We start from the raw sequence: 12,534 nt of genomic DNA, 5'->3' as shown, positions 1-12,534 counted from the left end.
GCATAGGGTGGCGCCGTGCACATTGATGTGATGACGGTTCCGCAACCGTTGACTCAGATCGGCGGCGTGGCCCAGCGCACGCAGGCCGCGGGGTTCTCCGGCCTGCTGTTCACCGAGACCGGCCGCACCGCCTACCTCAACGCCGCCGTGGCATCCCAAGCCGCTCCCGGACTCGAGCTGTCCACCGGTGTCGCGGTCGCGTTCCCGCGCAGTCCCTTCGTCACCGCCGCCGAGGCGTGGGAGCTGCAGGAGGCGACCGGCGGTAACTTCCGGCTGGGCCTGGGCACCCAGGTGCGCACGCACGTGGTGCGCCGCTACGGTGTCGAGTTCGAACGCCCCGGCCCGCGGCTGCGCGACTACGTGCTGGCGGTGAAGGCGTGCTTCTCGGCGTTTCGCACCGGCACGCTCGATCACCACGGCGAGTTCTACGACCTCGACTTCATCACCCCGCAGTGGAGCGCCGGCCCGATCGACGAACCGGATCCGAAAGTCGATGTCGCGGCGGTCAATCCGTGGATGCTGCGGATGGCCGGCGAAGTGGCCGACGGCGTGCACGTCCACCCGCTCGGCGAGCTCGGCTATCTGAAACGTCACGTGCTGCCGAACATCGCCGCGGGGGCGCAGAAGGCCGGGCGCTCACCGGCGGACGTCGCGGTCATCGTCCCGGCGATGACGATCGTCGGCGACACCGACGAGGAGCGCGACGCCCAACGCGAGACGGTGCGCATCAGCATGGCCTTCTACGGCAGCACCCCCAACTACGCGTTCATCTGGGACGAGGCCGGGTTCGAGGGCACCACGGCCCGCATCCGCGAGAAGCAGAAGGCCGGCGACTTCGCGGGTATGGCGGCCCAGATCAGTGACGAGCACATCGCGGCGTTCGCGACCGAGTCGACGTGGGACGGCCTGGCCGACGCGCTGACGCAGAAGTACGGCGGAATCGCCACGCGTGTAGCCCTTTACAACGCCCTGGGCGACGACGAGCACTTCGAGCGGTATGGAGCGGTCGCGCGCCGGCTCAGCGGCAGGTAGCGACACTAGGCTCCGTCGATGGTCTCGACCTCGCATTGGAGTCCCGAAGCGCGTGAAAGACGTGCATCAGCAGTAACCAGCACGACATCCAGGGCCTCGGCCAGCGCACCATACGCGGCGTCGTAGGGCGTAACGACATGCCGCAGCTCCCATATGCGCTCGAGCAATGATCGGTGGGAGGACCGACGCAGTGGCAACTCCGCCAGGTCCGCGATTGCGCCAACGGCTCTCCGGGCAGGCATTAGTTTTGCAGCAACATGGCGGCGCCACACCGAAACCACCTCGAGGTCGATCAGTTCGGGAGCGACCAACGTTTCGTCCGCCAGACGTTCCCGCGCATGCTGCCCGTCTGGGCCATCATCGCCCAGCGCGACCGCCAGCACGCTCGCGTCAACGACGATCACGGTCTGCCCGAACGTGTTCGGCGGCAGCGTCAAAAGACACCCGGCCGCCACGACGCGCAGCGACTCTGACGAAAACCTCGTCCAGAGTGGGTTGACTCGCGTCGGCGATCAGCCGGCTTCGAAGGTATTCCTGCAAGGACTGATGCGCGCGGGCGGCTCGTTCCCGCAGGACTCGATGGGTGTCTTCGGGAACGTCTTTGATCTGCACACTAGGCATGGCGCCATTTTGGCGCCACTGGCGCCAAAACACAAGTGTGACCGCTTCGACCCGCTGCAGGTACGCGCCGCTACAACGGCTTCCGGCGGGACATCAGCCCCCGGCGTGCGCCCTCAGCGCCCCGCTAGCCGGTCGACGTCGATCACTTCACCGCGATTGATGCTGACCCAATCGCGGCCGTCGAGATAGGGACGCAGACTCTGCGCAATCAGCTCGACATCGGCGGGCGCCTTCGGCCGCTGAAGTTCGTAGACATGCGGCAGCTCGGCCATACCCATCACGACGTCCCACAGTTTCAGCGCGGCCGGACCGGTCGGGGGATCCACCAACACCGGGCCGAACAGGCATTGCCCGTCGATGAACAGCGTCGGGACACCGTAACCGCCGGCGTCCACCACCCGCTGATGCTCGACCCGAACCTCGTCGTGGGTGCTCGGATCGTCAAGTGCCGCATCAAGAATCGCGTCGTCGACACCGATGTCGCTCAACAACTTTCGCGCCACCGCCCGCTCGTGCGGCTTTCCGCCGAGGGTGTGCAGTTCGTGGCCTATCGCGGCGTACCAGCGGTCGAGCAACGCCATGTCGGTGCGACGCAGCAGTGCGCCGATCCGCATCAACGACCAGCCGTACGACCAGTCCCGCTCCCACGGATGCTTCTTACCCTCGACCTGGTTGATCTCTTCCAGGCTGAAGAACCGCCAGTCGACGGTGATGCCCAGTTGTTCGCGGACGTCGCGGATCCACAATGACGTCTGAAAGGCGAAGGGGCACATCGGGTCGAAGTGGAAATCGACGTTCATCCCCACAGCATTCTCCGACTGGGGAGTTCTCTCAACCATGTGGTGCTGCGGAAACCCGATATCGCCTTCGAGGCGACGTACCTGGTCGAAGCGAGACCGCACGCCCCGCGACGGCCCTACGTCTTGGGACGCACTCCCGCGGCGCGGTACACGAACACCGGGTCGACCGAAAACCGCAGCGAAGTCACGGGCAGTCGCTCCAGCACCTCGTCGGGGATCTGCCTCTTGTAGTGCAGCTTCATCGATCCACTGAAGGCCCGGTCCACACCGCGCAGGTCGATGTCGATCAGCAGCCCCTTCTTGGTGATCGTCGCGGCGGCCGGGCCCCGCGCAACATCCCAGGAGCAGTCGATGGACCGCAGATTGGCGTCCCCACGCGTGGGGAAGGTGGCGACGACCCGGGCGGCGCTGAACGCGAACGCCCCCATATAGCGCGAAACGCCCGACGCCGAGAAGACGCCCGGGACATGCCCGCTGAAATGCCGCACGACGCCGACCCGCTGGGCCAGGAAGATGAGTCCCTCCGCCTCGAGCTGGTCGTGCAGCTCGGCAGGCACATTGGTCAATTGAGACCAGTTGCGAAGAAAGGCAAGCACAGCCAGACGGTAGCTGAGGCGCTGCTTGTCTGTCGTCGTTTTACTTCACAGTCACGATCGCCGTGTACTGGCATACCGGCGCGGCGTTCTTGCCCACAAAGCTGGAGTAATAGGTGGAAATCGTCGTTGTCCCCGGCTTCAGCGCCGTGAACATCCACACCTCGTTACCGGGCGCACCCAACGCGTCGGTGCTGGGGTGCACGTACTGGTGACTGGTTTGCTCGATGATCGACCCGTCGCCGATCTTCGCGTCGGCCTGCCACCGGAACGGGGTGCTGTAATTCGAGCCCAACTGCAGTTTGAGCGTGTTCCCCACCGCCAGCGTGACGTTCTCGGTGATGTTGTTCTGTTTCAGCACCTGTTCCATGGGAACCACAAGCGCCTTGGACGTCGGCGGGTTTCTGCTCTCGAAGTGGCAACCCACCACTATCGACGAGACGAGAATCGCGACGGTCACGGAGAGCTTGATCTTCACGAAAGTCATCGCCTCCATTATGGCGGGGCGCAGAATGTTCCCGTTCGGCCATCCGCACCGGAGGTTTGTGATGATCACCATGTCGGCAGCGCGACTAGTGCTGGCGGGAATGTTTGCCGTCGCCGCGCTGGCGAAGGTGGCCGACCGCGGCGGCGCACGGCAAGCGGTCACCGCATTCGGCGTGCCGCGGGCCGCCGCGGCCCTCGTGGCGACGGCGATGATCGCAACCGAGTTCGGCGTCGCGGCGCTTCTGATAACGCAGCCGCGGGCCGGAGCAGGCGCGGCGCTGGTCGTGCTTGCGGGATTCGCGGCGGCGGCGCTCGCGAATCTTGTGCGTGGCCGACGCCCGGACTGTCACTGTTTTGGCCGGCTGTCCTCGGGCCCGCTCGGGTGGCCGACGCTGGCCCGCAACGGGTGCTTCGCCACACTCGCCACGTTCGTGGCATGCGGCGGTCAGTTTGGCTGGCCCTTAACGGGTTTCGGGATCGTCATGCTTGCCCTGTGGCTGGGCCCGGCGGCGCGGCGGCGCTGGCTGGCACGCCCGGGGACCGCCGACGGCCTGGCGCTGCCGGATCGAGCGGGCAACGTCTGGACCCTGGACAAGCTGCTGGAACCCCGCCGACCGCTCATGCTCATCTTCAGCCAGCCCGGTTGCGGGGCGTGCGATCTGTTGCTGCCCGAGGTGGCGCGATGGCAGCACGACCTCGACGGTCGCGTCCGCGTCGCCCTCGTCAACGGCGGCCCCGCCGGCCACCGCGTCCCGCTCGAACTCGTCGACGAGTCTCGCGCCGCGTTTGCCGCGTTCGGCATCACCGCCACGCCCAGCGCGGTGTTGATCGACGACGGTCGACGGTCCGAGATCGCGCGCGGCGCCACCGCGATCGGCGAGCTCGTCGACCACGCCGCACGGCTCTCCGATCAGGCCAGGCTCACCCGGCGCGGACTGCTGCGCCGGGCATCGTTGAGCGTGCTTCCCGTCGCCGCGGCCACCGCCTGCGATTCCGGCGGCACGAGCGACGCCAAAGCCCTCCAGGTCGAAGACGTCTGGATGTGCGACCAAACCTTCGCGCTGTGCACCACGGCGCCGTGTGTACCGTCGCCGACCGATCCCAACATCTCGGTCTGCGACTGCGTCGTCGTCAACGGCAACTCGATCGGATCCAAGAACTGCACCGACCGGGCCCAATCCGGCAACATGATCCGGTCGGCATTCTCGACGGTCAACATCAACGCGAACTTCGCTGTGCTGAGCTGCCCGGCGGGGGCGGCCTGGGCGAACTGCCTCGATGTGGAATGCGAGATCGATGCCACGAACCCGGCCCGGGCCAAGTGCCAGTGCGTGACGGTGAAAACCGGGCCGTCGATCACGTTCGGCGGCGGCTGCGACACCGCTACCTGTACCTCGACCACCTGGTCGGCCGCGACCCCGGACATGTATCAGGCGGGCATGCGGCAGCTCCGCGCGGCGATGGACCGGGTGGGTAAGCCGGTCACCTTTCCCAAGCCTTGCCCCGCGCCAAAGTAGGCCAGCGTTTCGGTCCCCATGTTTGCTGGACGTCCGGTAGCTTCAGTGAGATGTTTGGCATCATCCGGCCCTGCCGTCATCGACTTGGCAGCGAGCTCGCAGCAGCCTGGACCGCTCAATTGTGCGGATTGTGCCTGGCCCTGCGCGACGACTACGGCCAGTCCGCGCGGATAGCCACCAACTACGACGGCCTGGTGGTCTCGCTTCTGGTCGAAGCGCAGTCACCCGAGCAGCCCACCCGCCGCAAGGCCGGGCCCTGCCCGGGGCGCGGCATGCGTCGCGCCGATGTGGCCACCGGCGACTGCGCGCGACTGGCCGCCGTCGTGTCGCTGGCCCTGGCCGCGGCGCGGGTCCGCGATCACGTCGACGACCACGACGGCGTGGTCGGGGCGGCCGGCATCCGACCGGCCGCACGACGCATCGCCGAGCGCTGGGTGCGCCAGGGCACGGACACCGGTCACACCCTGGGCTTCGACACGGGCGTGCTCGTCGCGGCGATGGACCGCCAGGCCGAGCTCGAGGCGACGGCCGGGCCGGGCAGCTCGCTGCTGCTGGTGACCGAGCCCACCGAAACCGCGGTCGCCGAGGCATTCGCCTACACCGCGGTGCTGGCCGGCCGCCCCGACAATCAGGCGCCGCTGCGCGAGATCGGTCGGCTGTTCGGGCGGGTGGCGCACCTGCTCGACGCGGTCGAGGACTACGACGACGACCTGGCCCGCGGCAAGTGGAACCCGTTGGCCGCCACCGAAACTCCGATGGACCAGGCCCGCGCACTGTGCGACGACGCGGCACTCGGCATCGAATTGGCGCTGGCCGACGTCGAATTCACCGACGGCCGGCTGGCCAACAAGTTACTGACCCGCGAGGTGCGACGCGCGATCTCGCGCACCTTCAGCCGGTCCGGCCACACCACCTGCGGCACCCCGCACGGCCAGCAGGAGCCCATCAACTTCGGCAATCAGCCCGTCGGGGCCGGTTACCCGATGGGCGAAATCCCCGAAGAAACACCCGGCGCGGGCGTGAAGCGCAAGGGCGGCCGCGGCGACGGCTCCTGCGTCTGCTGCTGCGATGGCTGCGACTGCTGCTGCGACTGCGGCGACTGCTGTGATTGCGGCGGCTGCTGCGACTGCTCGTAGGGCAGCTCATCGAACCCGTTGCGCCATTACGTGTTTGTGACGTATTTCGGCCCAGGTAACCAGACGCCGTCTCGTACGGCAGGATGGGCTCGTGTTTGGGCTCGAAGTCATCGTTGCGCTCGTGTCGGCCGTCATCGTCGGAACGGTGCTGGGCCGGCGCTATCGGGTGGGCCCGCCGGTGTTGCTCATTTTTCTCGGCACGCTGCTAGGCCTGATCCCGGCCTTCGCGCATATCCACATCAACGGCGAGATCGTCCTGCTGCTGTTCTTGCCGGCCATCCTCTACTGGGAGGGCCTGGGCACCAGCATCCGGGAGCTGCGGGCAAATGCCCGGATCATCGTCTTGTTGAGCGTCCTTCTGGTGATCGTGACCGCGCTCGGCGTGTCCTGGACGGCGCGCGCCCTGGGCATGGAATCCCACACCGCCGCGGTCCTGGGCGCCGTGCTCTCCCCCACCGACGCCGCCGCCGTCGCCGGCCTGGCGAAAAAGTTGCCGCGCCGCACGCTCACCGTGCTGCGCGGCGAAAGCCTCATCAACGACGGAACGGCGCTGGTGCTGTTCTTCGTGACCGTGCACGTCGCCGTCGGCGGCGCCGAGATCAGCCCGCCCGATCTGGTCCTTCGCTTCGTCACCTCCTACTTCGGCGGTATCGCGGTCGGGCTGCTGGTCGGCGGGCTGGTGACCCTGGCGCGCAAGCGGATCGACGCACCACAAGAAGAAGGAGCCATGAGCCTGCTGACGCCGTTCGCGGCGTTCCTGCTGGCCCAAGCGTTGGGCTGCAGCGGCGTGGTCGCGGTCCTGGTATCGGCCCTGGTGCTCGCCTACGCAGGGCCGCTGGTGATCCGCGCCCGCTCCCGGCTGCTGTCCTACGGATTCTGGGACATGGCGACATTCCTGATCAACGGTTCGCTGTGGGTGTTCGTCGGGGTGCAGATCCCGGGCGCGGTGCGCGGCATCAACGGCGTCGACGGCGGCATCCGCCACGCACTGTTCATCGCCCTCGCCGTCACCGCCGTAGTCGTCCTGTCCCGGATTTTCTGGGGCGAGATCACCACGCTGTTGCTGCGCCTGATCGACCGCCGCCAGGTGCAGCGTGAACGCCGGGTGCCGTTCCGCCAGCGCTTCGTGACCGCCTGGGCCGGATTCCGCGGCGCCGTATCGCTGGCGGCCGCACTCGCCGTGCCGACGACCACGCTGAGCGGCGCGCCGTTCCCCGACCGCAGCCTGCTGATCTTCATCGTGGTCGTCGTCATCCTCACGACCGTCCTGGTCCAAGGCATCACGCTGCCCGCGGTCGTTCGCTGGGCGCGGATGCCCGACGATGTCGCGTACGCCAGCGAACTGCAGCTGGCCCGCTGTCGCGGGACTCAAGCGGCCCTCGAGGCCTTACCCGTGGTGGCCGCCGAGCTCGGAGCCAGCCCAAAGCTGTTGGCCCGCTTGCAAAAGGAATACGAAGAGCACGCCGCGCTGATCGCGGAGAACGGCGACGATTCGACGAACACCTTGAGCGAGCGCAACGAGTTGGTGCGACGGGTGCGCCTCGGAGTGCTCGAGCACAAGCGCCGGGCCGTCACCAGGCTGCGCAATCAACGGGTCATCGACGACATCGTGCTGCGCGAGTTGCAGGCCGAGATGGATCTCGAAGAGGTGCAACTGCTCGACACCGCCGACAACTGACAACGCGTCGGACGTTGACCGTACAGTCGGCGACATGTTGCAGACGGTCGCCACCCGCGGATACCGGTCGCTGCGCGAGGTCATCCTGCCGCTGGGGCGGCTGTCGATCATCACCGGGGCCAACGGCGCGGGAAAGTCGTCGGTATACCGCGCGCTGCGGCTGCTGGCGGATTGCGGCCGCGGCGAGGTCATCGGCTCGCTGGCCCGCGAGGGCGGGCTGCAATCGGTGCTGTGGGCCGGGCCCGAGCGACTGGATGGCGCGCGGCGCACGCAGCGGACCGAAGGCGCGGTCCACACCCGGCCGGTATCGCTCGAAATGGGCTTCGCTGCACACGATTTCGGATATCTGGTCGACCTGGGCCTCCCACAGTCGGCGGGCAAGTCCGTCTTTGCCCGCGATCCCGAGATCAAACGGGAGGTGTTGTTCGCCGGGCCGGTGTTGCGGCCGAGCGCGACGCTGGTGCGCCGGTCGCGGGGGTTCGCCGAAGCCGTCAACTCCGGCAACGGTTTTGACGAGCTGAGCCGCTCGTTGCCGTTGTACCGCAGCGTGCTCGCCGAGTATGCCAATCCGCACGCCCTTCCCGAACTCGCCGCCGTGCGGGAACGGCTGCGCGGGTGGCGGTTCTACGACGGCTTCCGCGTCGACGGCCGGGCGCCGGCCCGGCACCCGCAGGTGGGCACCCGTACCCCGGTGCTCTCCGACGACGGCAGCGACCTGGCCGCGGCGATTCAGACGATTCTCGAGTCGGGGTCCGACGAGTTAAGCCGTGTCATCGCAGACGCCCTAGCCTTTGCGTGCGCATCGTCGGCTTTGCGTGTGCATCGTGGGCGCGGCCGCTCGGCGTGTCGCAGCCGCAGCCGCACACCCAACGCCGCGAACGCACACTCGCCGCCGCAGCCGCACACTCAACGCCGCGAACGCACAGCCAATCTCATTACCGCCGTCTATCAGCCGAATTCATGGAGTGTTAAGGCACACGTCAGGTCTGCATCGTTGAGTGCACACAAGCGCCACGTGTCCTCAGCTTATGCGCGTTGTACAGGTCGCTAACTTCTATGGCCCGCGGTCCGGCGGCCTTCGCACCGCGGTGGATCGATTGGGCGCCGAATACAGCGCCAGCGGCCACGAAGTGTTTTTGATCGTCCCTGGTCCGCGCGCAGAACGTACCCTGCTGCCGACTGGTGTGGTGCGAATCACCATGCCCGCCTGGCTGATTCCCTTCACCGGTGGTTACCGCGCGGTGATGCCGGGCCCGGTCAAGGCGCTGCTGGAAGCACTGCAACCCGACGCGTTGGAAGTTTCCGACCGGCTCACGCTGAGGTCACTGGGACGGTGGGGTCGCGATCACGGCGCCACCACCGTAATGATTTCGCATGAACGCCTGGATCGCCTTGCGGGCCAAATACTTCCGCGTCGGCCGGCGCGCAGCCTCGCCGATTTTGCCAACGGCCGCACCGCAGCCGACTACGACACCGTCGTCTGCACTACCGGTTTCGCGCGCGAAGAATTCGACCGCATCGGCGCCACGAACGTCGTCACCGTGCCGCTGGGCGTGGACCTGAAGACCTTCCACCCGAGTCGGCACTCTCCCCTGGTTCGCCGGCAATGGGCCACCCCAGAGCAGCTGCTGCTGGTGCACTGCGGCCGGTTGTCGGTGGAGAAGCGGGCGGATCGCAGCATCGACGCGCTGGCCGCGCTGTGCGACTTCGGCGTCGACGCCCGACTGGTCGTCATGGGCGAGGGACCGATGCGGGCCAAGCTGCAGCGACAGGCCACCGGACTGCCGATCGACTTCACCGGGTTCGTCTCCAACCGGGACACCGTCGCCGGGCTGCTGGCCTCGGCGGACGTCACGCTGGCACCGGGGCCGCACGAAACGTTCGGGTTGGCCGCGCTGGAATCGCTGGCCTGTGGCACGCCGGCCGTGGTGTCCCGCACCTCGGCGCTCACCGAGATCATCACCCCGGACAGCGGTGCGTCGGCGGACAACCACCCGGAGGCCATCGCCAGGGCCGTCGGCACGGTCATCAGCCTGCCCGAATATCACCGTCGGACCTCCGCGCGGCGCCGCGCGGAGAACTTCACCTGGCAGCGGGCAGCGGCCGGCATGCTGGCGACGTTGGGACCCGCCGTCGACGGGCCGGACAACGACGCCGCGTAGCCGCTAGCGTCGTGGGTCGTTAATCCGCGATTGGCCGCTTATACCGTTCAGCGGCATCGCAAGCAACGTCGAGCGTGGGTGATATGCACTCAATTCCAGCACTTTTCGTGCATATCACCCACGTTCGGCGAGCCAAAGCAAGCCGCGTAGCCACTAGAAGTCGGAAGCGCCCCAGGAGCCCGGCGGGTACGGCGGGACGTGGCCGGCGAACGCGCCGTCGGTGAGACTGCACAGCGTGTCGGTAATGGTTCCCGCATTCGCGATCACCGCCGGCGGGCTGCCCGGTACGACGCGCGCCACCACCGCTTGCCAGAAGTAGCCCACGCCGCCGTGCTCGTACCAGACGAACCAGTCGGCGTCCCGGTTGCCGGCCCGGATCAGCCGCCGGAACGGCAACGTCGGATCGTTGACCGAATCCGTCTTGTTGAACGGCGCGCCGATGTCCGCGATGGGTGGCAGGAGTTTGACGAGCGCCGGCGGTAGCTGCGACAGGCTGTGCACTTCGGTCACCGGAGTCGCCAGCGTGCATTGCGTATTCGGCATCGCGTCGGCCGGTATCGCCGTCACGACCGCGAGCACGACGCCCGCCACGAGCGCTGCTCGATAGACGTTGCCCATGCAGCCTCCCATCGACGGACGGTGATGATCGGACCCTACGCCGTTGTTTGCTGAGCCGAGCCACTTTCGGCCCGGGGACTAGGCTCGTCGGAGACGACGAGGAGGTGGACCGTGGAAACGCGCGACCGGGTGCTGATCACCGCCACGGAGCTGGCCGACCTGATCGAGGCCGACGATCCGCCGACCATATTGGATGTCCGTTGGCGCATCGACGAGCCCGACGGGCGAGCGGCCTACCTCGACGGTCATCTCCCCGGCGCGGTCTATGTGTCCCTCGACGACGACCTCAGCGATCACACCGTCACCGGTCGCGGCCGCCACCCACTGCCGTCGGGACGAAGCCTGCAGGCCGCCGCCCGCCGCTGGGGTGTCCAGCAGGACGCGTTGGTCGTGGTCTATGACGACTGGAATCGGGCGGGTTCCGCGCGGGCCTGGTGGGTGCTGACCGCGGCGGGCCTGGCGAACGTTCGCATCCTCGACGGCGGACTGGGCGCGTGGCGGGCGGCCGGGCGTGGCCTCGAGACCGGCGGGGTCACCCCCGCGGCAGGCAATGTCGTTGTGCCCCATAATGATCTGTATGCCGGTGCTCGGCCCACCCTGACGGCCGAACAAGCCGGCGCGGGCGTCGTGACCCTGCTCGACGCGCGTGCGCCGGAACGTTATCGCGGCGACACCGAACCCGTCGACGCCGTCGCCGGTCACATCCCGGGGGCCCGGAATCTGCCCAGCGGCTCCGTGCTGGCCGCCGACGGCACGTTCCTCGGTGACTACGCGCTCGCCCAGCAGCTCTCCGACCGCGGCATCGATCGCGACGCCCCGTTGGGCGCCTACTGCGGATCGGGCGTGACCGCAACCATCGCGGTCGCCGCTCTCGCGGCGATGGGATGTGAGGCGGCGCTGTATCCGGGGTCGTGGTCCGAGTGGTCTTCGGACCCAACCCATCCCGTCGCTCGCGGCGCCGAGTAAATCAGGGGCCGGCCCAGCGCCGCAGAAACGCCGCCGTCACGCGCGCGGCGTTGACCGCGGCGACCTTCTTGTAGACGAAGAACTGAAATGGGAAGCCCGGCAGGCGAAGTGGATCACCCGGGCCGTCCGACATTCCGCGGATCCCCAAAAACGGCACGCCACGCGCATCCGCGACGGCCTGCGCCGCGGCGGTCTCGCTGTCGGTCGCATCGAAGGCCGGGTCGGCCGCCGACACCACCTTCGCGTTGCTGATCAGGCCGTGCCTCAGCCACGGCCACGCCGCCCTGAAGAAGTTGCCGGTGCAGAAGAACGAGCGATCGGGTGCCGTTCGCGGCTGGCAGCCGAACACCCCGCCGCCGTGCGGGATACCCGGGAATGCTCGCCCGTTGTTGTTGTCGTAGCTGCAGCCGTCACCACCGACCAGCAGCAGCGGCTCGTGGCGCATCCGTCTGGCGCTTTGCAGTGTGACGGAGAGGGTCTCGGCCGCCGCCAACATGCCGGCGTCGACCGGATGAAACGTCTTGCCGTGGTCCAGCGTCCAGCGTGCCGGTATCGCGACGTCGGCGATGCCGGTGCGCCCGGCACCGCCCGCGACACCCGAAAACACCACAGCGCCAACGGTGCTGGCGAAGTAGGTCAACGCGGTCTCGGTGGTATCGGTCGCATTGACCAGGCCGATGCCGGTCATGGCCACGATGACCTTCTTGCCGCGGATCGAGCCGAGATAGAAATGCCGACCGTCGGCGACCACCACGGGGTCGGCCTCGAGCGTGGTGTGGGACAGCACCTCATCGGCCTCGACGGGAAACGCCGTCAAAACCAGGGTGCGCTGTTCGGACGAATCCACCGTCACGTCTGGCAACTCCTCGGGTTCGGTGGCGACCACCATTATCGTCCTTTTTCCCTCGTCGCGGGTGGCCAGAAG

The 12,534-nt window shown here is 67.8% G+C and carries 13 protein-coding genes and 1 pseudogene; 7 read left to right on the top strand and 7 right to left on the bottom strand.

The features are described from left to right. Positions 1-15: 15 nt before the first annotated feature. Complete coding sequence (locus tag G6N55_RS29120; protein ID WP_085224090.1) at positions 16-1,032, top strand: TIGR03617 family F420-dependent LLM class oxidoreductase; 1,017 nt, start codon at positions 16-18, stop codon at positions 1,030-1,032. Positions 1,033-1,037: 5 nt separating this feature from the next. Here the strand turns inward: G6N55_RS29120 and G6N55_RS29115 are convergent, their stop codons facing one another. From G6N55_RS29115 to G6N55_RS29100, 5 genes are all read right to left on the bottom strand, one after another. Further along, positions 1,038-1,469, bottom strand: coding sequence for a type II toxin-antitoxin system VapC family toxin (locus G6N55_RS29115; RefSeq protein WP_232078865.1), 432 nt, complete (start codon positions 1,467-1,469; stop codon positions 1,038-1,040). Next, positions 1,423-1,653 carry a FitA-like ribbon-helix-helix domain-containing protein gene (locus G6N55_RS30420; RefSeq protein ID WP_085224087.1) on the bottom strand — a complete coding sequence of 77 codons (231 nt, stop codon included), beginning with the start codon at positions 1,651-1,653 and terminating at the stop codon, positions 1,423-1,425. Before G6N55_RS30420 ends, G6N55_RS29115 begins: the two co-directional genes overlap by 47 nt. Before the next feature lie 113 nt (positions 1,654-1,766). Continuing rightward, the gene (locus G6N55_RS29110; protein WP_139826961.1) at positions 1,767-2,453 is read right to left on the bottom strand and encodes a mycothiol-dependent nitroreductase Rv2466c family protein; all 687 of its coding nucleotides are present in this window, start codon (positions 2,451-2,453) and stop codon (positions 1,767-1,769) included. Between the two features lie 116 nt (positions 2,454-2,569). Further along, positions 2,570-3,049, bottom strand: coding sequence for a hypothetical protein (locus G6N55_RS29105; protein ID WP_139826960.1), 480 nt, complete (start codon positions 3,047-3,049; stop codon positions 2,570-2,572). A gap of 40 nt (positions 3,050-3,089) precedes the next feature. Next, positions 3,090-3,533: a protease inhibitor I42 family protein gene (locus G6N55_RS29100; RefSeq protein ID WP_276072328.1), complete on the bottom strand. Its 444-nt coding sequence runs from the start codon at positions 3,531-3,533 to the stop codon at positions 3,090-3,092. Positions 3,534-3,594: 61 nt separating this feature from the next. Here G6N55_RS29100 and G6N55_RS29095 point away from each other — a divergent pair, with 61 nt between their 5' ends. The 5 genes and pseudogenes from G6N55_RS29095 to G6N55_RS29075 all read left to right on the top strand — a co-directional run bounded on the left by G6N55_RS29095 (position 3,595) and on the right by G6N55_RS29075 (position 10,025). After that, complete coding sequence (locus G6N55_RS29095) at positions 3,595-5,049, top strand: thioredoxin family protein (protein ID WP_139826959.1); 1,455 nt, start codon at positions 3,595-3,597, stop codon at positions 5,047-5,049. Between the two features lie 50 nt (positions 5,050-5,099). Then, on the top strand, positions 5,100-6,185 hold the full coding sequence (locus G6N55_RS29090) for a DUF5685 family protein (RefSeq protein WP_085224079.1): 1,086 nt from the start codon (positions 5,100-5,102) through the stop codon (positions 6,183-6,185). A 91-nt stretch (positions 6,186-6,276) separates the two neighbouring features. After that, entirely contained in the window at positions 6,277-7,863 is a 1,587-nt protein-coding gene (locus G6N55_RS29085) for a Na+/H+ antiporter (protein ID WP_085224077.1), read from the top strand. A 34-nt stretch (positions 7,864-7,897) separates the two neighbouring features. After that, a pseudogene (locus G6N55_RS29080) lies at positions 7,898-8,692 on the top strand (AAA family ATPase); the annotation flags it as partial. A 199-nt stretch (positions 8,693-8,891) separates the two neighbouring features. After that, positions 8,892-10,025, top strand: a complete 1,134-nt coding sequence (locus G6N55_RS29075; RefSeq protein WP_085224075.1) for a glycosyltransferase — start codon at positions 8,892-8,894, stop codon at positions 10,023-10,025. Positions 10,026-10,178: 153 nt separating this feature from the next. Here the strand turns inward: G6N55_RS29075 and G6N55_RS29070 are convergent, their stop codons facing one another. Further along, a complete protein-coding gene (locus G6N55_RS29070) occupies positions 10,179-10,643 on the bottom strand; it encodes a hypothetical protein (RefSeq protein WP_232078864.1) in 465 nt (154 codons plus the stop codon). Between the two features lie 111 nt (positions 10,644-10,754). Here G6N55_RS29070 and G6N55_RS29065 point away from each other — a divergent pair, with 111 nt between their 5' ends. Then, on the top strand, positions 10,755-11,609 hold the full coding sequence (locus tag G6N55_RS29065) for a sulfurtransferase (protein ID WP_085224074.1): 855 nt from the start codon (positions 10,755-10,757) through the stop codon (positions 11,607-11,609). 1 nt (position 11,610) lies between these two features. Here the strand turns inward: G6N55_RS29065 and G6N55_RS29060 are convergent, their stop codons facing one another. After that, entirely contained in the window at positions 11,611-12,498 is an 888-nt protein-coding gene (locus tag G6N55_RS29060; protein ID WP_085224072.1) for a 5'-methylthioadenosine/S-adenosylhomocysteine nucleosidase family protein, read from the bottom strand. Positions 12,499-12,534 lie beyond the last annotated feature (36 nt).

Source organism: Mycobacterium florentinum, from assembly GCF_010730355.1.
GTDB classification, from domain to species: domain Bacteria; phylum Actinomycetota; class Actinomycetes; order Mycobacteriales; family Mycobacteriaceae; genus Mycobacterium; species Mycobacterium florentinum.
The sequence above is the reverse complement of the archived record's forward strand: the minus strand, read 5'-3'. Positions and strand labels throughout refer to the sequence as shown.